The sequence below is a fragment of the Mycobacterium paraseoulense genome, assembly GCF_010731655.1.
Lineage (GTDB): Bacteria > Actinomycetota > Actinomycetes > Mycobacteriales > Mycobacteriaceae > Mycobacterium > Mycobacterium paraseoulense.
The window spans coordinates 1,527,855-1,547,408 of the sequence record NZ_AP022619.1 but is presented as its reverse complement, the minus strand read 5'-3'; the positions used below and the strand labels follow the sequence as shown (position 1 = coordinate 1,547,408).

At 62.4% G+C, this 19,554-nt stretch carries 22 protein-coding genes and 1 pseudogene; 14 read left to right on the top strand and 9 right to left on the bottom strand.

The genetic code is table 11. The features are described from left to right. Positions 1 to 15: 15 nt before the first annotated feature. Positions 16 to 723 (top strand): hypothetical protein, encoded by a 708-nt coding sequence (locus tag G6N51_RS06960; protein ID WP_083172022.1) that lies wholly within the window; start codon positions 16 to 18, stop codon positions 721 to 723. A gap of 32 nt (positions 724 to 755) precedes the next feature. Here the strand turns inward: G6N51_RS06960 and G6N51_RS06955 are convergent, their stop codons facing one another. From G6N51_RS06955 to G6N51_RS06945, 3 genes are all read right to left on the bottom strand, one after another. Next, the gene (locus tag G6N51_RS06955) at positions 756 to 1,172 is read right to left on the bottom strand and encodes a hypothetical protein (RefSeq protein ID WP_142274961.1); all 417 of its coding nucleotides are present in this window, start codon (positions 1,170 to 1,172) and stop codon (positions 756 to 758) included. A 574-nt stretch (positions 1,173 to 1,746) separates the two neighbouring features. Continuing rightward, complete coding sequence (locus G6N51_RS06950) at positions 1,747 to 2,247, bottom strand: MarR family winged helix-turn-helix transcriptional regulator (RefSeq protein WP_083172023.1); 501 nt, start codon at positions 2,245 to 2,247, stop codon at positions 1,747 to 1,749. Between the two features lie 15 nt (positions 2,248 to 2,262). Continuing rightward, positions 2,263 to 2,985 carry a hypothetical protein gene (locus G6N51_RS06945; protein ID WP_083172024.1) on the bottom strand — a complete coding sequence of 241 codons (723 nt, stop codon included), beginning with the start codon at positions 2,983 to 2,985 and terminating at the stop codon, positions 2,263 to 2,265. Positions 2,986 to 3,162: 177 nt separating this feature from the next. Between G6N51_RS06945 and G6N51_RS06940 the strand changes: the two genes are divergently transcribed. Together G6N51_RS06940 and G6N51_RS29415 are read left to right on the top strand one after the other, a co-directional pair. After that, the gene (locus G6N51_RS06940; RefSeq protein ID WP_232078229.1) at positions 3,163 to 3,660 is read left to right on the top strand and encodes a DUF732 domain-containing protein; all 498 of its coding nucleotides are present in this window, start codon (positions 3,163 to 3,165) and stop codon (positions 3,658 to 3,660) included. Between the two features lie 256 nt (positions 3,661 to 3,916). Beyond that, positions 3,917 to 4,042 (top strand): hypothetical protein, encoded by a 126-nt coding sequence (locus G6N51_RS29415; RefSeq protein WP_264054972.1) that lies wholly within the window; start codon positions 3,917 to 3,919, stop codon positions 4,040 to 4,042. Positions 4,043 to 4,228: 186 nt separating this feature from the next. Here the strand turns inward: G6N51_RS29415 and G6N51_RS06935 are convergent, their stop codons facing one another. The 3 genes from G6N51_RS06935 to G6N51_RS06925 are packed head-to-tail and all read right to left on the bottom strand — an operon-like array spanning position 4,229 to position 8,198. Continuing rightward, on the bottom strand, positions 4,229 to 4,864 hold the full coding sequence (locus G6N51_RS06935; protein WP_174814373.1) for a TetR/AcrR family transcriptional regulator: 636 nt from the start codon (positions 4,862 to 4,864) through the stop codon (positions 4,229 to 4,231). A gap of 32 nt (positions 4,865 to 4,896) precedes the next feature. Beyond that, on the bottom strand, positions 4,897 to 7,770 hold the full coding sequence (locus tag G6N51_RS06930) for an MMPL/RND family transporter (protein ID WP_083172026.1): 2,874 nt from the start codon (positions 7,768 to 7,770) through the stop codon (positions 4,897 to 4,899). Beyond that, the gene (locus tag G6N51_RS06925; RefSeq protein WP_083172098.1) at positions 7,767 to 8,198 is read right to left on the bottom strand and encodes an MmpS family transport accessory protein; all 432 of its coding nucleotides are present in this window, start codon (positions 8,196 to 8,198) and stop codon (positions 7,767 to 7,769) included. Before G6N51_RS06925 ends, G6N51_RS06930 begins: the two co-directional genes overlap by 4 nt. Positions 8,199 to 8,560: 362 nt before the next feature. Between G6N51_RS06925 and G6N51_RS06920 the strand changes: the two genes are divergently transcribed. Continuing rightward, complete coding sequence (locus G6N51_RS06920) at positions 8,561 to 8,773, top strand: hypothetical protein (RefSeq protein WP_142274963.1); 213 nt, start codon at positions 8,561 to 8,563, stop codon at positions 8,771 to 8,773. Between the two features lie 96 nt (positions 8,774 to 8,869). Beyond that, positions 8,870 to 9,098: pseudogene (locus tag G6N51_RS29080) on the top strand (IS110 family transposase); the annotation flags it as partial. A gap of 36 nt (positions 9,099 to 9,134) precedes the next feature. Here the strand turns inward: G6N51_RS29080 and G6N51_RS06915 are convergent. Beyond that, positions 9,135 to 9,695 carry a TetR/AcrR family transcriptional regulator gene (locus G6N51_RS06915; protein WP_083172027.1) on the bottom strand — a complete coding sequence of 187 codons (561 nt, stop codon included), beginning with the start codon at positions 9,693 to 9,695 and terminating at the stop codon, positions 9,135 to 9,137. 185 nt (positions 9,696 to 9,880) lie between these two features. Here G6N51_RS06915 and G6N51_RS06910 point away from each other — a divergent pair, with 185 nt between their 5' ends. The 5 genes from G6N51_RS06910 to G6N51_RS06890 are packed head-to-tail and all read left to right on the top strand — an operon-like array spanning position 9,881 to position 14,788. Further along, entirely contained in the window at positions 9,881 to 10,309 is a 429-nt protein-coding gene (locus G6N51_RS06910) for an MmpS family transport accessory protein (protein WP_083172028.1), read from the top strand. Then, the gene (locus G6N51_RS06905) at positions 10,306 to 13,215 is read left to right on the top strand and encodes an MMPL/RND family transporter (RefSeq protein WP_083172029.1); all 2,910 of its coding nucleotides are present in this window, start codon (positions 10,306 to 10,308) and stop codon (positions 13,213 to 13,215) included. The genes G6N51_RS06910 and G6N51_RS06905 overlap by 4 nt, the downstream gene beginning before the upstream one ends. Continuing rightward, complete coding sequence (locus G6N51_RS06900; protein ID WP_083172030.1) at positions 13,212 to 13,538, top strand: DUF732 domain-containing protein; 327 nt, start codon at positions 13,212 to 13,214, stop codon at positions 13,536 to 13,538. Before G6N51_RS06905 ends, G6N51_RS06900 begins: the two co-directional genes overlap by 4 nt. A 25-nt stretch (positions 13,539 to 13,563) precedes the next feature. After that, a complete protein-coding gene (locus G6N51_RS06895; RefSeq protein WP_158086221.1) occupies positions 13,564 to 13,929 on the top strand; it encodes a DUF5078 domain-containing protein in 366 nt (121 codons plus the stop codon). Between the two features lie 22 nt (positions 13,930 to 13,951). After that, a complete protein-coding gene (locus tag G6N51_RS06890; protein ID WP_083172032.1) occupies positions 13,952 to 14,788 on the top strand; it encodes an SDR family NAD(P)-dependent oxidoreductase in 837 nt (278 codons plus the stop codon). A gap of 7 nt (positions 14,789 to 14,795) precedes the next feature. Here G6N51_RS06890 and G6N51_RS06885 read toward each other — a convergent pair whose 3' ends face one another. Further along, complete coding sequence (locus G6N51_RS06885; protein WP_083172033.1) at positions 14,796 to 15,218, bottom strand: hypothetical protein; 423 nt, start codon at positions 15,216 to 15,218, stop codon at positions 14,796 to 14,798. Between the two features lie 365 nt (positions 15,219 to 15,583). On the opposite strand from G6N51_RS06885, the gene G6N51_RS06880 reads away from it, so the two are divergent. Further along, a complete protein-coding gene (locus tag G6N51_RS06880) occupies positions 15,584 to 16,459 on the top strand; it encodes a patatin-like phospholipase family protein (protein ID WP_232078227.1) in 876 nt (291 codons plus the stop codon). On the opposite strand, the gene G6N51_RS06875 is transcribed toward G6N51_RS06880, so the two are convergent. Then, positions 16,422 to 16,568 carry a hypothetical protein gene (locus G6N51_RS06875; protein ID WP_158086222.1) on the bottom strand — a complete coding sequence of 49 codons (147 nt, stop codon included), beginning with the start codon at positions 16,566 to 16,568 and terminating at the stop codon, positions 16,422 to 16,424. The genes G6N51_RS06880 and G6N51_RS06875 overlap by 38 nt on opposite strands. Positions 16,569 to 16,953: 385 nt before the next feature. Between G6N51_RS06875 and G6N51_RS06870 the strand changes: the two genes are divergently transcribed. The 3 genes from G6N51_RS06870 to G6N51_RS06860 all read left to right on the top strand — a co-directional run bounded on the left by G6N51_RS06870 (position 16,954) and on the right by G6N51_RS06860 (position 19,552). Then, complete coding sequence (locus G6N51_RS06870) at positions 16,954 to 18,012, top strand: cytochrome P450 family protein (RefSeq protein ID WP_142274964.1); 1,059 nt, start codon at positions 16,954 to 16,956, stop codon at positions 18,010 to 18,012. Between the two features lie 99 nt (positions 18,013 to 18,111). Beyond that, complete coding sequence (locus G6N51_RS06865; protein ID WP_083172035.1) at positions 18,112 to 18,492, top strand: YchJ family protein; 381 nt, start codon at positions 18,112 to 18,114, stop codon at positions 18,490 to 18,492. A gap of 145 nt (positions 18,493 to 18,637) precedes the next feature. Beyond that, a complete protein-coding gene (locus tag G6N51_RS06860) occupies positions 18,638 to 19,552 on the top strand; it encodes a TPM domain-containing protein (RefSeq protein ID WP_083172036.1) in 915 nt (304 codons plus the stop codon). The last annotated feature ends 2 nt before the right edge of the window (positions 19,553 to 19,554 follow it).

The window sequence follows — 19,554 nt, the reverse complement described above, 5'->3', positions numbered from 1 at the left end:
AAAGGAACCATCGCAGTGCGGGCTGAAACCGATACCGCCACCGAGCCCGACGAAGGCACGCTCGCCGACGAGACGGCTGCCGTGGACTCGCCCTACATCGACGAGTCGGAGACGACCGGCGACGCAGCGAACGCTGAGGGCGTCGCTGAACCAGACGGAACGGCATCAGCGGACACCTCCGTCGAGAACGATCCCACCGAGGACACCAAAGGTGTGAAGTCTCCGCCACGCCGGCGTCGCATCATGTGGTCGCGGCTCGCGGTGTTCTGGGTGCTGCCCATGTTGGCGTTGTCGCTGGGGGCGGCCGCAGGCTATTTGAAATGGCAAGGCACATCGGTGCAGGAGTCAAAAACTGCCGGCATCGAGGCAGTCGCGGCGGCCAAGGACTCCACCGCCGCGCTCCTGTCCTATCAACCCGACAGCGTCGAGAAAGACCTCGGAGCAGCCCGCGACCGGTTGGCCGGCAAGTTCAAGGACTCCTACACACAGTTGGTCCACGACGTAGTGGTACCCGGAGCCAAAAAGCAACACATTGCGGCGGTCGCCATTGTCCCTGCAGCGGCCTTGGTGTCGGCGACGCCCAACCACGCGGTAGCGCTCGTGTATGTCAACCAGACCGTCACAGTCGGTAACGAGGCGCCCAGTGATACTGCGTCGTCTGTCCGGGTGACTTTGGACAAGGTGGGCGGCCGCTGGCTGATCTCAGCCTTCGACCCTGTCTAGCTCGGATGCCCTGGCGAAGCCCACCGTCACGTTCACATCGGTGTCTGCGACGGGCCGAAATTCTGGCAGAGCGTATAGGGCGGCGTCACAGTGCTGGCGCATCCCTGGCCCTTGACAACGTATGTGGCACCCGGCCGGTAAGCGTAGTAGACAGACACCGTAGACGGGCCGCTGTTCGAGGCGCACTGCGCAGGCGAACCGTCGCCCGCAATAGACAGACACACCACCATTGAATTGGGGAACGCTTCCATGGTGCATGGCCCCGGATGCATCGTGACCATCACCGAGTTTGCACCCGACCACTCCACGACTTCGGGCGCCGACAGCACGAAGGAGCACTGTCCGGTTTCGTCGCCGTCCGATGGCGACGCGTGCGATACGCCCGCAGAGCAAACCGCAACAAGCGCTATCACCGGAAGAGCTCGCAGCACGGCAAGATAGCTAATCATTTAAAGATTATAAGCGATGGCGTAGACCCGGATGCCGGCCGAGCCGAGATGCCGGCGATCACGAGGGCAGCCGTTGAAGTTCGTCCTGGTAGCGTTCCCGTCTCAGGGGCCGTCGTGCGAAAACGTCCAAGACCGTGGACTTCTCGGCGCCCTAAGCGCGTATTCTTTCGCCTTTCTCAGGTGGCGGCTCGACAGTTCGGCGGCCTTCTGCGCATCGTCGACCCAGATGAGGTCGACCAGCATCTGATGTGTCTCACTGGACCGTCGCCCGACCGGCTTGCCGCGCGCACACCCGTGGCCAGCTGTAGCGATCGGTGGGCTGTTCGGTGATGTGGTGCAGCATCGAGCTAACGATCTCCAGCATTTTATTACCGGACAGCCAGGCGGTAGCGGCGTGGGATTCGGTGGTTTGTCGACGCCCCCGCTTCCTTGCTCTTCGGCCTCTTGCTCGAGAATCTCCTCAAGCTCGGCGATAGCCTTGGCGCTGCGAATCGTGGCCAGTTGCACCACCATCGGCGTCTCGAGCGCAGCGCACCGAAGCCCAACTTGTCAGCGGCCAGCGCCAGTTGAAGACCTAGGCGCCGTCTTGCCCCGCGAGCCGCTCCAGCGGTGGCATCGCCTCAAAGAGGATTGCCCGATCCTTCGGGCTGAGTGTAATCAACATCGCTGCAAGTTGTGCATGCCTCGGTGCCAGCGATTCGCAACACACCGCCAGGCCATGCCGTGTGATCCCGACGAGCGCGCTCCGCCGGTCTGTCGGATCGTCCGACCGCGTGACAAGGCCAAGGTTGGCCAGCCGACGGATGCCAACGGTGATCGTGGGTCCGCGCACACGCTCGTGAACGGCCAACGCAGTCATTCGCATCGGACCGTGCTCTTGCAACGTCTTCAGTATGGACAGCTGCGCTAGTGTAAGTTCGCCTACCGGAACGCTACGAGCCTGCCGACGGCCCAGTACGAGAAAAACGCCAAATAATGTTTCGCAGAGCTGCTCGGCGAGCTCGTTGACGCGAAGGGTCGGCGCGAGTCTCGTGTTGTTCTGCGCGCGGCCTGACTTGACGGTAACGTCAGACACCGGAGTATCTCTCCACTAGTGCTCCGTCTGCGTTTTGATCTGGCGCAGTGCATCGCGAGCGCGTTGGACCTTGGCGGTGATGTCGTCGGCGGTGCGCCTCCATATGAGGGGCCTCTTGTCGCGATTGCGATGCTCGGCCCCAGTGGTGATTGTCGTGTTGGGCTCGGCGAAACTGGTGAGACCTCCACCGCGCAGCCCGCTGGTGGTAGCGGCTTTTGGCCGCGCGGATTCCGTGTTGGGATACCCGAGAGCGCAGTCGAACGCGGCTAGACACAATTCGGTGAGGTCCGCCCGCGAGATATCCTGCGACTGAATCCATTTCGCGGAGGCTGCGCGAACGAATGCCAACCAGCCCTCGACGGCGATCGCGGTGGGATCGCGTAGATACCCCTCCGTGACGAGTTGATTGATCAGGTGTTGGCCGACGACCCTGAGCTCTTCGGAGATGATCGGCTGGATTGCCGCGTCGTACGACAATGCGCCCCGATTAATCGCGACTGCTTCAAACGGATGATCGACAAAAGATTGGATGTGGGCCTCGAGTCCGGTGGCAAGCTGTTGTGCGAGTGGTAAATGCCCGTGAAGATTCGAACCCATGCCGCTGCCCCACTTGACCGCATGAATGTGCTCGTTGTTCTCCGTGAGGACTGCGATCGCATCACCTTCATGCAATCCGGACCTGCGGAAGTACTGCGCGAGCTGATTGGCCCGCGCCTCAAGCGCACCAAAGGTCAGCACCTTTCGGGATGGGTAAAGAATGGTGGCCGCCTCCCTCGCGGTCGTAACGCGTGCGAAGCTGCCGGTAGACCAACCCGCCAGCCCGGGTCGGAAATACCGGCCAGCCCGTTCGAGCCGCAGGTCTTATAGGCTGACATGGCTGGATCTTATCCGTTATATAGTTTAATATACTGGGCCATGGCGATGGCGATGTGGAGGCTCATCACGTCGGCTGATCGACCGAGCACCGGTGGACAACGCCTCGGCTACGGTGATGCCGGCCGATTGTCTGAGACGCCAGCGGTAAAGTGTCGCAAGTCGCTAGTCGCCTTGCTCATTGCGGGGGCTGCGGTCGGCGGGGTCACGCTGACGCTGGCACCGAGGGCGCATGCCATGCCGGCGCCTGAGGTGGAATATACGTTTGATGTGGTGGTGCGAAAGCACTATGACTTCCCAAACAATGACGCGATCGGCTATGGCTATGGGATCTGCGACAAAGTCAGCCGAGGCGAGAGCTACCCGCAGGTTATGGGTGATGTGAAGCGTGAGATCACGCCCAACGACGAGTTCTCGGCCAACTACCTGGTCTCGTATGCGGTTAACTTGTTGTGCCCTGAGCAGATCTGGCAGCTGCGGAACTCGGCGGGAGGCTACCGACCGCCGGGCGGAGCAACCGGGCCTGCTACCTATTACTGAAGCTGGCCACGCGTGATCGCTCGGGCGCGGCGTCGCTCTGTGCGGGTGTTACGATAAGTGAGCCGTAGCGCTCAGTTGCGCCAGCCCAATGACGATTGGGGCGCGAATAGTGTTGGTGTTCATATTATTTGAGTACTAAGAATCGCTGCCGTCTCTGGACGGTAGGTCGTAGGGTGGGTTCAGCTCGGCACCAGAACGCGTCTCCATGTGTGAGCGTGACGCTCGGCGAATTCAGCCGCGGCGCGCAGGCTCCGCGATGTGCGGCAAACTGGGCGGCGACCGCCAGCGCGCGGGCGACGGTCTCGTCGGGGCCTTCAGCTGCAATGGCCAGGTGGTGTGCCTGCGATTCCTGATCGGGCGTGGCCTGACCCCGATCGGTTGATCCAGGAACAAAACCTGGGGTAGTCCAACTGCGGCCTATGACCGTCCGCCCGGCCTGACGCTCATCAACTTGCTGAATTGGCCCACGAACGGTTTGCGCAGCGACATCCCTGCGTTGACTGCCGGCCCGGGGGCTCATTCACGGCCCGCCAGGCGGTGATGATCGGGTGTGCGCAGGCCTAGCGAGTTACCGGCGATCGGGTCCGGCAGCACCGCAGGGGCAGGTGACTGCCGGCAGCACAAGCGTATTGATGAGGTTTCGCACAAGATCGGCGTCGACGGTCTGTCCGCTCACGGCCCGTAGCAGACCCATTGCCACCATCACGTCGGCGACCAGTGACCAATCGCGGTCGCCGGGTATCTCGCCGCGGTCGGCAGCTTGGGCGAAAATGGCGGACAGCACGCGGCGGCCTTTGAAGAGAAGCAAATCGTCGAGCGCATCAGCCAGATCGGGATCCTGAGCAGTTTCCAACCCGACGCGCAGGATCAGGTCATTGGAGATCAGGCCGTCGTCGTTGCGAGCTGTGCGCTCGACGATGACCTCCAGATCACCCGATAGGCTGCCGGTATCGGGCGGGTCGTCGTCCAACAGATCCGGTCGCCAATAGACCAACGCGTCGGTGATCAGTGCCGTCTTGGATGACCAGCGGCGATAGATAGCGGCTTTGCCGACACCGGCCCGTGCGGCGATGTCGTTCATGTTGGTGGCGTTGTAGCCGTGTTCGGCCAGAATTTCCAAGGCAGCGTTGAGGATTGCGGGATCACGTGACCGGTCCAGGCGCCCGTTGGTGCGTTGGCGCAGTCTGGACTGGGGTTCGGCGATCAACTCGGGTCGACCCGACGTTCGGGTGGTCCTCACGTGGTTGGGGGCCGCGGGATTGGCGCGGTGCTGTCGTCGGAATCCTGCCCGGGACGCGTCCTCTTGACGATTTTGAAGGTGTTCAGCGGCCACCAGAACCAGCGGCCGAGTGCCGCCGCGATCGATGGGGTCATGAACGCACGCACGATCAGCGTATCGACGACGAGGCCGATGCCGATGGTCATGCCCAGTTGGCCGATGACGCGCAGGTCGCTGACGATCATCGACATCATGGTGAACGCGAACACCATCCCGGCCGCGGTGACGACGCGTCCGGTTGCTCCCATGCCTCGGATGATGCCGGTGTTGAGTCCCGCGTGTATCTCCTCTTTGAGGCGCGAGACCACGAGCAGGTTGTAGTCCGAGCCCACTGCCAGCAGGATCACTATGGACAGCGGGATCACGATCCATTGCACGCCTAAGCCCACGATGTCCTGCCACAGCAGCACGGATAGCCCGCATGCGGTGCCCAGCGAAGCGGCCACGGTGCCGACGATGACCAGTGCTGCCACCAGACTGCGGGTGATCACCAACATGATCGCGAAGATCAGGATCATCGACGCGATGACAGCGATCATCAGGTCGGTCTTGACGCCGTCCTGCATATCGCCGTACATCGATGCGGTGCCGGCAAGCGAAACCTTCGCATTGGCCAATGGAGTGTTCTTGACGGCGTCCGCGACGACACCTTTGAGGTCCCGGACGTGTTCGATGCCTTCGGTAGAGGCGGGGTCGCCCTGGTGGGTGATGATGTAACGGATCGCTTTGCCGTCGGGCGAGACGAACATCTTGAGGCCACGTTTGAAATCAGGGTTCTGGAACACATCCGGTGGCAGGTAGAAGAAGTCGTCGTTCTTGGCCTGGTCGAAGTACAGGCCAATCTCGGTCGCGCCCTTGGCCAATTCCTGTTGCTGGGCCTGGGTGCCGGCCATGGTGCTGTGGGTCGCGATCATGAAGTCGCGCATCTTCTTCATCGAGTCGATGGTCGACTGCAGAATTGGCAACATCTGTGGCATCAACTGATCCAAGCGGTCCAGATCGGTCGTGAGCCCCTGGATCTGGTCGCTGAGCGTGTCGACGCCGTCGATGGCATCGAAGATGGAGCGCAGTGACCAGCAGATCGGGATGTCGAAGCAGTGCCTCTCCCAATAGAAGTAGCTACGCAGCGGCCGGAAGAAATCCTCGAAATCGGCGATGTTGTTGCGCAACTCCTTGGTGGTTTCCAAAAGCTCGTGCGTGCGGCCGACCATGCTGTGTGTCGTCGCGGTCAGTTCGGAGGTGATGGTGTACATGCGCTCCATGCTGGCGACGGTCCTGCTCAGCTCGTCGGCCTGCTCGAGCATTTGAGCCGAGTTGTCGTTGTTGAACTTGGCCCCCTGCAAGGTGCCGGCATTTTGCGCACCGAGCATGAATGGGATCGAACTGTGCTCGATCGGCGAACCCAATGGGCGGGTCAGGGTCTGTACCCGATCGATGCCCCGCATATGTGCAACGTTCTTGGCGACTCGGTCGACGACGAGCATGTCGGCGGGGTCACGCAGGTCGTGATCGGCCTCAAGCATCAACAATTCCGGGTTCATCCGGGCCTGGGAGAAGTGCCGGTCCGCGACGCCCATTGCAAGGTTGGCGGGCATGTTGGCGGGGGTGAACTTCTGGTCGTTGTATTGCGGTACATAGGTCAGCAGGCTGGCGAAACCGATGACGGCGACCATGGTGGTCACAAGGATGATCGGAATTGGCCACCGAACGACCGCGGTGCCGACCTTGCGCCAACCCCGCGTCGAAAGTTCACGTTTGGCGTCGAGCAAACCAAATCTGGACCCCACCGTGAGAACCGCCGGTGCCAGCGTCAGCGCCGCGGCGATGATCACCAAGACCGAAATCGCACAAGGCAAACCCATGGTCTTGAAGTACGGCAATCTGGTGAAGCTCAGACACATGGTGGCGCCCGCAATCGTCAAGCCGGAACCCAAAATGACGTGTGAGACACCGTGATAGGCCACGTAGAACGCGTCTTCGCGATCTAGGCCTTTCGATCTTTCCTCCTGATATCGGCCGAGCAGGAAGATCACATAATCCGTTCCGGCGGCCAGGGCCAGCATGGTCACCATGCTCACCGCGTACGGGGTCAAACCGATGATGTGCAGGTAACCCGCTGCGGCGGTAACACCCTGCGCGGCAAAGAGTTCCAGCCCGATGATGACCATGGACACCAGCATCGTCACGACCGAGCGATAGATGGCGAGCAGCATCACGATGATGACTGCGACCGACACTAACTCCATCGTCGCCATGCTTTGATGCCCGGCGACGCTGGTATCGGCGTTGAGAACGCTGTTGCCGGCGACGTGGGCCTTGATACCCGGCGGCGCCGCCACCGAAGCGACGATGTGACGAACAGCAGCCACCGACTCATGGCTTGCACTGGTCCCCTGCGAGCCGTTGAGGAAGATCTGCACGTACGCCGACTTGCCGTCCACACTCTGCGAGCCCGCCGCGGTCAGCGGATCACTCCAGAAGTCCTGAACGTTCTGCACATGCTGGTGATCGGCCGTCAGTTTTGCGACGATCTCCTCGTAGAACTTGTGCGCGGAATCGCCGAGCTTGTCGTTACCCTCGAGCACGACCATCGCCGAAGAATCCGAATCGTACTGCTGAAAGACCTTGCCGATGTTCAGCATCGCCCGATAGGACGGCGCATCGGTCGGGCTCATCGGCACCGACCGGCTCGCTGCGACCTCATCGAGAGACGGAACCAGGATGCCCAGGCCGACCGCGGCCAGCACCCAGAACACGATGATCGGCAGCGAGAAGATCCGGACTGTCCGCCCCAAGAGCGGGCGATGGGGCTTCGAATGCTGAAGGCTCATACGGATTTCACCAAGCAGTAGATGAACGGTTTGACCAAGTCGGTGCTGGTCCGGGCGTCGCGCACGTCGCCGTCGACCGTGACCCGACATCGAAGGTCGCTGACGTTTCGGTCACCCTGAGCCATGATGTTGGCCGACATCGACGGCAGTGTCGTCACGATGGTGAACGACCAAGGCAGCGGCGTGTTTTCGATGAGATGGGGTTGACCGTTCTCATCGAGGTAGTTGAGGCTCGCGGTGCCCCCGGAACCGGTGATCTCGTACGTGATGTGCTTCGGGTTGAAGTTCGCGGTAATCCCTGACCCCTCAGCTGACTTCGGCGCTCGCGGTCCCGCCGATCCGTGAATACGGACGATGGCATAGGCGCCGAGCGCGACCACGACCACAAGAAGCATTGGGATCCAGAAGTGCTTCATCAGCCGGTACAGCACTGCATGCCCCCTGCCCCCTCGCTTCGTTCATCCAAGACATGGCAGTCGCGTAGCCATGCCCGCTCGCCATAACGGAACCCGAGTTCTCTGACGGGAACGTAAAAAACGTACCCCATAGCGGGCGGACGCCCCGCCAACGCGAGGTGAGCGGCATCACCGACGCCGGCCACGGCTGCCTGAAGCGGCACGGTGACAAGGCCCAAGTTCTACGACTAGCTCACCGACGAGACGTCGTCGAAAGACCCAACACCCTGCGCTTATCTGCCGCGATCGGGGCCGTTCAGCAAGAATCTGGCCCTGCTATGATTCAGATCACTTCAGGGTGTGTGTTATGGCTGAACTCATAGATGAGGTGGGCAATGATCCGAAGGCGTAACCGTGCGGCGATCGTCGGTCAGTCTCCAGCCGTAGGGACGTTGATCACCGCTCACCGGCTGTGGATAGCCATGCTATGGATGCTGTTCATAGCGTCCGTCAGTGCCGTCTTTGTGACCGCCGCGCTCGGGCAGGTGCTAACGGCCATGATCATCGGTCTCATTACCGGCGCGTTCTTCGCCGGCATGGCCAGCTGACCGATCTACGGTGGCACGCGCTGCCGTAATCCGTTCGCGCGCACAGCGCTTCGATGGACCGCCGAACAGAACAGAACTCGGGTCCGCCCTAACGAGCGGGCACGCCATCAAGTCTCCGGCGCCAAATCCGATGCAACCGACGCCGTAGCGTTAGCCAACTTCGTGCGCGCTGACATACCAGCACAGCGACCCTTCCCGCCGGTACTGAACTGGCCCAAGCAATCCCGGTGTGGCCCGTGCACAAGACGCCGTCTGGGCACGCCAGAACCTCGGTTATGAAGTTCGGTCCCTGCTCCACGAGTCCTATCCGGCCGCCGTCTCGGCGGCGGGATTGGCACGGGTCCGCCTCGCGGCATCCGGCTCATAGCGCTGCGGTGACCTTCTTGACGACATCCTGCAATAGGTCGCGCAGGTCGTCGTCGGTGATTCCGCTCAGGCGGGCGTCGGCCGTACATCCGTAGATTCCGGCGGTGAGTAGCGTCATGGCGACCAGATCAGAACAGCTCCGTTGCGCGCCGAGCAGCAGGTCGGTGAAGTTGTCGACAGTGTGGCGCAGATCCGGGTGGGTGTTGATCAGCTCGGTCATGGCCGGATCGCCGTAGATGACGTTGGCCACTTGGCGGTGTCGGATGACGAGGTCGATGAGGCCGCTGAGGGCGACGTCGCGGCGCGCTTCCGGCGTGGGAAGCCCGTTTGCGATGCGCTGGATGCGTGCGAGGTCATCAAATATCGGTTGGGCAACTGCTAGGGCGATGTCGTCCTTGGACTGAAACTGGTAGTAGACGGAGGCTTTCGTAACACCGAGCCGCGCGCCGATCATCTGAATGGAGGTGCCGCGGACGCCGTATTGGGCGAACAGCTCAAGCGCCGCCTCGAGCACGCGCTCGCGCGCGAAACCGCGAGCAGCCACGGGTTTGGCCATCCCGAACGCCTCCTTTCGTGCAGGCTACCGCCGGCGGGAAGTGGTGACTTGGGCCACCCTGACCGCGGCGGCGTGGCGACGCTCACAAGTCTTACTCCAATATAGACGGTACTCATACGACCGTATAAGTTGAGTCTGCCGATCGGCTAATAACGTTGCGGTCCAGTGGTCGAGGGAGGGTCGGGATGAAAGTGCTCCAACGTGTGTGGCTGCCGTTGGTGATGGTGGGCGTCGTTGCCCTTGGCGGGGTGGCTGTCAGCCGGATCCGGGGGATCTTCGGCTCGGATCCGGTGCTGGTAACGCCGATGAACTTCGCCGGTGATGCCAAGCGGTTCAACCCGAAGGTGGTGCGTTACGAGGTCTCCGGTCCCGCCGGTGCGGTCGTCGACATCAACTACACCGACCTAAAAGCGATACCCCGGCGGGCGAGTAACGTCGCACTGCCCTGGTCATTGACCCTGTCGACCACCGATCCATCCGTGTCTGCGACGCTGGTCGCCCAAGGTGATGCCGACTCGCTGGGCTGTCGCGTTTACGTCGACGACCAGCTGCGCGCTGAGCGCGTCGTCGACGGGTACGACGCCCAGACCTACTGCATTGTGAAGTCCGCGTGAGCGCGCCGGTCGCAGAGGCGGTGACCGAGGAGATCTCGGTGCCGACCCGGCCGCGCCCGCATTTCGGCGGCATCGCGCTGGCGATGCGCAAGCTTTCGGTGCCGATCATCATTGCCTGGATCGGGTTGGCGATATTCCTGAATACCTCGACGCCGCAGCTCGAGAAGGTCGGTGAGTTGCGCTCGGTGTCGATGAGCCCCAAGGGCGCGCCCGCGGCTGTGGCGATGCAGCGAATCGGCCAGGTGTTCGCGGAGTTCAAATCCGACAGCTCGGCGATGATCGTGCTCGAGGGCAAGGACAAGCTGGGTGCCGAGGCCCGGGAGTATTACGCGAAATTAGTCGCCGCCCTGCGCGCCGACACCGCGCACGTCGAGCACGTCCAGGATTTCTGGAGCGACCCGCTGACCGCCTCGGGAGTGCAAAGCGGCGACGGCAAGGCCGCCTACGCCCAAATCAACCTGGTCGGCAATCAAGGTGAGGCCAAGGCTAACGATTCGGTGGCCGCCGTGCACCGGATCATCGAGCAGACCCCGGCACCCGCGGGCGTGAAGGCCTATCTCACCGGCGGTGCGGCGACGGCCGCCGAGCAGCAAGCGATCGGCCACAGCAGCATGAAATCAGTGGAGAAACTGACCATGGTGGTCATCCTGGTCATCCTGCTGGTCTACTTCCGCTCCATCATCACGACCCTGCTGATCCTCGCGATGCTCGGGATCAGCGTGGCGACCGTCCGCGGGACGATCGCCTTCCTGGGCTACCACGACATCATCGGGCTCTCGACCTTTGCCACCAGCCTGGTGGTGACGTTGGCCATCGCCATCGCCGTCGACTACGCGATCTTTCTGATCGGCCGCTATCAGGAGGCGCGCAGCCTGGGTCAGGACCGAGAATCGGCGTACTACACCATGTTCGGTACCACCGCCCACGTCATCGTCGCCTCCGGCCTCACGATCGCGGGGGCCACCTTCTGCCTGAGCTTCACCCGGCTGCCGTACTTCCAGACGCTCGGCGTGCCGTTGGCTATCGGCATGCTCGTGATGGTCACGTTCGCGATGACCGTCGGGGCAGCGTTAGTGGTGGTGGCCGGCAGGTTCGGCCTGCTCGATCCCAAACGCGCTTTGCGCTCGCGGGGCTGGCGCAAGGTCGGTGCCGCGGTGGTGCGCTGGCCCGGACCGATTCTGGCTGCCACCCTGGTGATATCGCTGATCGGACTGATCGCGCTGCCCAGCTATAAAACGAGTTATAACGACCGTAAGTACCTGCCGGCGAGCATCCCCTCGAGCCAGGGCTACGCAGCGGCCGAGCGGCATTTCGCCCCCGCCCGGCTCAACCCCGAGATGCTGATGATCGAGACGGACCGCGACCTGCGAAACCCGGCGAACTTCCTGGTGATCGACAAGATCGCCAAAGCGGTGTTCAAAGTGCCCGGGATCGGGCGCGTCCAGACGATCACCCGGCCCGACGGACAGCCCATCGAGCACAGCACCATCCCCTACGCCCTGTCCCAGCAGAGCATGTTGAGCAAGCTCAACGACCAATACCAGGGTGACCGGACGGCCGACATGTTGAAACAGGCCGAAGACATGCAAACGAACATCGACACGATGCAGAAGATGCAGAACATCACCGTCCAGATGGCCGATACCACCAACAACATGGTGACGAAGATGAAAGACATGTCGATCACGCTCGCGCAGGTGCGAGATCAGCTGGCGAATTTCGACGACTTCTTCCGGCCGCTACGCAGCTACTTCTACTGGGAACGGCACTGCTACGACATCCCGGTCTGCTGGGCGTTGCGCTCGATCTTCGACGCACTCGACGGCATCGACGCGATGACCGACAACATCCGAAACTTGATCCCGGACATGGAACGGCTCAATTCCCTGATGCCGCAGATGGTTGCGTTGATGCCGGCCATGATCGACACGATGAAATCGGTCAAACAGATGATGCTGACGCTGTACCAAACGCAGAAGGGGATGCAGCAGCAAACGGCCGAGATGCAGCAGACCTCCCACGCGATGGGGGAGGCGTTCGATGCAGCCAAGAACGACGACTCATTCTATTTGCCGCCGGAAGCCTTCGACAACGCCGACTTCAAGCGCGGCATCAAGCAATTCATGTCCCCGAACGGGAACGCGGTGCGATTCATCATCGCCCACGAGGGTGACCCGATGTCGGTGGAGGGCATCGAAAAGATCGACGCCATCAAGCAAGCCGCGAAAGAAGCGATCAAGGGCACACCGCTGGAGGGGGCACGAATCTACCTCGGCGGTACCGCGTCGACCTTCAAAGACATGGCCGACGGCACGAAGTACGACTTGATGATCGCGGGTATCGCCGCGCTCGCGCTGATCTTCCTGATCATGCTCATCATCACCCGGGCCATCATCGCCGCGGCGGTGATCGTCGGCGCGGTGGTGATGTCGCTGTGCGCCTCATTCGGCATCTCAGTACTACTGTGGCAGTATATCATTGGGCTCGAACTGCACTGGATGGTGCTGCCCATGGCAATGATCATCCAGCTTGCCGTGGGCGCCGACTACAACCTGCTGGTGATCTCGCGCCTCAAGGAGGAAGTCAGCGCAGGGGTCCGCACCGGCATCATCCGCACCCTGGGAGGCAGCGGTTCGGTCGTCACCGCCGCCGCGCTGCTGTTCGCCTTCACGATGATGACCATGGCGATCGGCGAGCTGCGGGTGATCGGTCAGGTCGGCACCACCATCGGACTGGGATTGATCTTCGACACCCTGATAGTCCGGTCGTTCACGACGCCGGCGATCGCTACCCTGCTGGGGCGGTGGTACTGGTGGCCGCAGCGGGTGCGGGTGCGCCCGCTGCCCACCCCGTGGCCCAAAGTCGAGCGTTTGCAGAAAGATCCGGCGGTAGGAGTGGCGCCATGAGAGCGTTGACCGCAGTCCTCGCGACCTTTCTCACCTCGGTGCTGCTGGCCGCACCCACGGCCGCCGATCCCGACACCGACTTCACCAACGAGCTGCACACCTACGGCATCTACGGGCAGCCGGACTACCACGCCTGGATCGCCAAGACCACCTGTGAGCGGCTGCACCGCGGAATCGACAAGGACGTCTATGCGTCAGCCACATTCGTCGGACGCAACCTCACCCACGACACCACCACCGGACAAGCCTGGCAGTTCCTGGCCGCAGCGCTGGGAACCTACTGCTCTGACCAACTGGTGCGTTTCGATGCGGCTACACAGTAGCCCGAAGACACCGGGGATGGCACGAGTGCAAAAGCTCACTGAGTTGGTGGATATGCCCGAAGCGTTCATCGCGAACGCGGTGGTATCCGCCCCAGCGACCCTGGCTGATGCCATCAACCAATGCCCGATTTCACACCACATGCTCGAGACCACCTGTACCGCAGAGCAAGTCCTGGCCGCTGCATGCGGCGACGAACCGGTCTGCCACCAGCCATACATGATGGACTACAACGGCAAGTCAACTCAGATGATGCGCGCGGCAGCAGACCGCACCCACCCGGTCTATTCGATGAATTACGACCGCGGGCTGGCTTATTCACATCACATCCCTACCGACGCATTGATGAACAACTCACGTTGCGTCAGTACACGCCAAGACGTCGAGAATTGAACAAAGAAAGGAACTCAGGACAGTGTCGTCAACTAACGATGTCGTAGTTGTCACTGGTGCGAGTCGCGGCTTGGGCCGCGGTATCGCACGAGCGTTCGGCTCGAAAGGCGCCACGGTGTACGTGACGGCGCGCGGAGCCGAAGAGCTTGCGAGAACGGTCGACGAGATCGAGGCGCGAGGCGGCACAGGCATCGCGGTGCAATGCGACCACCGCGACGACAACGCCGTCAAAGCACTGTTCGTGCGGGTGGCCGAGGAGTGCGGTCGCCTCGACATCCTCGTCAACAATGCCGCCGCAGTCGACTACCTGGCCAACTCTGCGCCGTCTCCCTTCTGGGAGAAGCCGTTACACGTCGTCGACATGATCGAGGTGGGCCTTCGATCCAACTATGTGGCGTCCTACTACGCAGCGCCAATCATGGTGGCAGCCGGGAAGGGACTGATCGCCAGCGTGTCGTTTTACGGAGCGGTATCGTACTTCCACGGCCCAGCCTACGGCGCGGCGAAGGCCGGCACCGACAAGATGATGGCCGATATGGCGATGGAACTGGCATCCCATGGCGTCTCGGCCGTCTCGATCTGGCCGGGCTTTGTTCTCACCGAATTCATCGAAGCCGTACCCCCAGAGCAACTTCCCGACGCCGTGCGCCAATCACTTCCGCAGTGGGAGCATCCGGAGTTCACCGGTTTGGTGATCGATGCGCTCTACCACGATCCACAACTGTCCCGCTTGTCTGGCCGTGCGTTAATCGGCGCTGAACTCGGCAGACGCTACGGCGTCAAGGATATCGACGGCAAACAGCCGATCGACTACCGAGCGACGATGGGCAGTCCGGTGGAGCCATTACATCTGTCGTGAACACGACCTAGTGGCGTGAGCCATTCAATGCATCGCTAGCGTTCTGATCCCCTTGATCATCGGCGGTGTCGAGACGGTCCTCAGATGTGTCGATGAATTCGTCAAGGCGCGCACGCTCCACGACGGCGGCCAATAGTCGGAGCAAAATCTCGCCGGCCCGCGAAGCGACCCGACGGAACGACAGAAGGAAAGTGTCGCGGTGCTCTTCGGCGGGTTCATCCGTATCCGCGGCGTGTTCGCCGGTAATCGAATCGTTCCACCAAACCTCGGCTCCGAACCGGGAGGTTTCCTGGGGATGGTCGAACAACGCCCGGTCGATGTCGATCCTCGTTATGGCGTACTTTCCCGGCCAGACGTGGATATGCGCAGCTCGAATCGCCCCAAGCCGTGCGGCCAATATGCGGCCAAAGCGGCGGATCAGTACGTCCAATAGGCCCGATTACGGGCATCGCTACTGGTATGACCAGCGAAAACACATTGATGTAAGCCGGAACTCCGCTTCACACGTAGAAGGTTGATCCCGCACGCCAAGGTGCGCTAGGCAGTCCGTTCGCCAGTCCGCACACAGTCCGCAGTAGTCTCGACGAACCTCTTCAAGCCTCGGCGTGTTTCGGCAGCGTATTCCGTTGTGCCCGTTCGGAATACCACCGTTTGACGGCGCACCTCACAAAAGGCCGTCAAATCTCGTCTCCCCAGGTGGGACGCTCTCATAATCCGTTGGTCGCGGGTTCGAGCCCCGCCCGCCCCACAACGTATGTGTATGACCTCGGCTGATTCGGTATTTAGTCTGATTAGGTGGACGATCAGGTGCTTGGGTTGGACGGGCTGCCCCGACCAATCGGGTATGTGCTTGGCGGTGGGGGCAGCCTTGGCGCGATCCAAGTGGGTATGCTTCAGGCGCTGAGTGAGTACGAAGTCACTCCCGATCTCGTCTCCGGAACCTCGGTTGGGGCGCTTAACGGTGCGGTGATCGCCGCGGATCCGAAAGGTGCGGCCAACCGGCTCTCGCACGTGTGGGCACGGATGTCGCGGGATCAGGTGTTTCCGGGCGGTTTGCTCGCCCAAGTCTTGCTGCTGCAGAAGGTCAACACGCACCTGTTCCCCAATACCGGACTGGCCGCAGTGATCGCCGACTTCATAAGTCAAACAGCGACATTCGCGGATCTGACACTGCCGTTCGCCGCAGTCACCACAGACGTTGCCACCGCTCGGCCACACGTTGTGTGTGACGGTCCGCTGCTTCCCGCTCTGTTGGCCAGCGCCGCGATCCCAGGCATCTTCCCGCCTGTTGACCTCAACGGCCACCAGCTCTACGACGGTGGCTTGGTGGCCAACGTCCCGATGCGGCAGGCGGTCGAGATGGGGGCACGCTCGTTGGTGGTACTCGACTGCAATTTTCCTGGCCAGCTGCCGGCCTCGACCAAAACCATCGCTGACATTCTGCTCTACACGGCGATGGTCGCCATGCGCGCACAGGCCGTGCTCGAGGCTCCTGTCCTCGCCGCCGGGATCCCGGTCGTGTACCTTCCCGGGCCCCCGCCCAGGCTAATGTCGCCGCTTGACTTCACCTACACTGCTGCGCTGATCGAGGCCGCGTATGAGGCCGCTCGTTCGTTCCTACACCAACTTCGCATCACAGGTCCGGGCTTGTACGGATCGCCATCTCCCTGATCGTGCTGATGAGCGCCATTGGTCGTCCTTCGCAAACCACGGCCGGGCCATCCTCGGCGCCGGCATCGATGACATCGAAGACAAGCTCGCCACGCCGGAACTGATCCATCGGGGAAGCCTATCGTCCGGCTTGACCGGCAGATACCGGCGACCGAGGGCAATTTGCGGGGCGACGGTTGACATTTTGCCTTCGGCTGATGCGTGACGGTGTTTCGGCTGATGGTTGACAGTTACTTCGGCTGATCCTTGACGCTCCCTGGATGGGGAGTGAGCGTGGCGGGACACAACGATCATCCTGGTTGCCGGCGGGGCCCGCATAAGGCATCCGATCGGCTGTCTTGCGGCGCCGTGTGGCCGGTGTTGCGAATAGACTGTCGGCGTCAGAGTCCCAGGTGGCGCCGTTAATGCGGAGTTCGCAGGACCCCCGGTCGTGAAAGTCGGTGTGTGTGGTGATCGGGTCTGGTGGCGAGGCCGCTTTCGCCGCGGTGGAAGTCATGCGGTCCGACGACGAGGCGGCCGCGGGTTACCGGGAATGGCTGGCCGCCGCCCAACGGGCCGGCCAAAGAGTGCTCCGGCAGCCTGACGGTACCTACGTGTTATGGCGGCGCGACGATGTCCTCGCCGCCCTACGTGATGGCGACGTTTTCGCCAGCCGACAAGGCGAACTGATGCCCGGCCAACCGCCGTTCGCGCCCTACCGGAAAATCATGGTCGACCTGTTGTTCACGCCGGGCAATTCGCGGGAAATGCTGAAGCCCGTGCGTGGGTTCATCGAAGAACGTGTCGGCACCCTGGCGACACAACTCGACGCCTGCGACGGTGCGGCTGTCGCTGACGCTGTGTGGCGCGCGGGATTCGTTACGGTCGCTGGGTTGCCGGCGGACGTCGATCTGCAAGCGCTTGACCCCAAGCTGGTCGGGACGATCCGCCAAGCGCCGCAGGGCGGCCCCGATGTGATCAGCCGCCTCGCCAGCGAACCGCTCACCGACGAAGAAGTGCTGGGAATGATCGGGTCGGTGCTTCGCGGCTTGATCTTCGCATCGTTCCCTATCAAGGCCGGACTGGCGATGCTGGCACGGCAACCGATGCTCCAGCGGGAGTTACGCGGAAGTCCGGACCGGCAACGCAAATTCATCGAGGAGTTGTTGCGGTTGGATGGCGGGGCGAAGACGGTGTCACGAATAACCAGTTGCCGCGTGACAATCGGCGAAACGACGATCCCAGCCGGGTCCCCCGTCGAGTTGTGTGTCGGACTGGTTCATCGGGATGAGGCTGACGAAATGTCAGGACCCGGCATCAAACTCGTTGGTCCGCAACGCCATTGGAGTTTCGGTGGTGGCCCTCACCGGTGTCCGGCCTCGCACTTGGCGCGCGACCTGCTGAGCGCATTCTTTGAGGTGTGGCTTGCCGAGGTCCCATTTTTCTGGTTCGACTGGAACGGGGGCGACGTCCCCAAAGCGTGGTATCCCAAACCCTACAGCCCTTTGCCGGCCGAGATTTTCGACGGTTGGTTCCCGGGTCACGTGCCGCTCAGGTGGCGACCAGAGCGGTGATGAGGCACCGATCAGGGGGGCAAGCCATAGATTGGGTGAATGACCCGACGTCACGACGATGATGCGCCCGATAGCCCATCGGTAACTGAGCCGTTCGGGGTGAACGAACCGTGTCCCTGCGGCGGCGGCGGCGCCTATGGCGTGTGTTGCAGGCCGCTTCATGATGGCCAGTCGCAAGCCGGTTCGGCCGAGCAACTGATGCGATCGCGCTACTCCGCGTTCGCATACGGTGACGCCGACTATCTGTTCCGAACATGGCACCCGCGCACCCGCCCAGCCGATGTGACCGTCGACCCGCGCATTAGATGGACCGGCCTGGACGTGATCGACACGCGCGGGGGTGGACCGGATGACGGTTTCGGGGAGGTCGAATTCACGGCCCGGTTCGAGTCCGCGGGCCGGGCGGGAAGCCTGCACGAGCGCAGTCGCTTCGAGCGCCGCGCCGGCCGATGGTTCTACCTCGACGCCGAGCCGGAATGACCGGAGAAACGTGTTTCGCCGCTCCCCGCATGAACCGTCACCCTCTCAGCGCAAGCGGCTAGCGGCCACCGTTTTCCTCATCCCGATCGTTTTGGCTCGGCGGCAGTCTCCGCCCCACCGGGAATCGGCGGGCTAAATTACCCCTATGCGCGTCGTCCGCCTGTTCGGTGTAGTCCTGATCGTTCTCACTGCGGGGCTGCTGTTGGCCGCCCCAGCAAGCGCGCAACCTCCTTCCAAACTCACCGATCACATCACCGACAGTGTCGGGGCGTTGACGGATCCCGGCCGGGCGGCGGTCAACGCGGCGATCGACCGGCTCTACCGCAATCGGCACATCCAACTGTGGGTGGTCTACGTCGACAACTTCTCCAGGTACAAACCCGACAACTGGGCCGAGCGGACCCGCAGCGCCACAGCCATGGGTGATGACGACGCGCTGCTGGCCGTCGCCACGAACACCAGGCTGTACGCGTTCACGGTGCCGCCGGATGTCGACGGCGTCACGACGACCGAGTTGAACAGTCTGCGCGGCAACCAGATTGAACCTGCGGTGGCCGTGAAAGACTGGAGCGGTGCTGCCGTCGCCGCGGCCGATGGGTTGAACAAGGCGGCAAGCACGTCAAAGCCGATCTGGCTGCCGATCGCGATCGGCGTCATCGTCGTCGTCGTATTGATCGTCGTGGTGCTTCTCGTGCTCTATGTCGCGCGCCGCCGCCGCGCCGCCCACCGGGCCGAGGCGGGCGACGCGCAGGTCAGCATCGAAGGGCGCGACGAGTCGTTGGGGCACGCGTTGTCCACCGCGGACACCCGCTTGCACCAAGTATCCGACTACGTCACAAGGCATCACGATCGCGTCGGCGCCGAGGCACAGACCCGGTTAGAGGAGGCGAGAAAACATCTTGCGGCGGCGCGTGGCAAGCAAGCGAGCAATGCCGCCGAAGCGATCGCCCACGCTAACCGGGCTTCGACGCTGGCCGCTCAGGCGCAGACGCTCGCAAACACCGACGTGCTGGCAGCGCACCGCCCACCACGAGGCGGAGGCGCCGCATCCACGCGGTGATC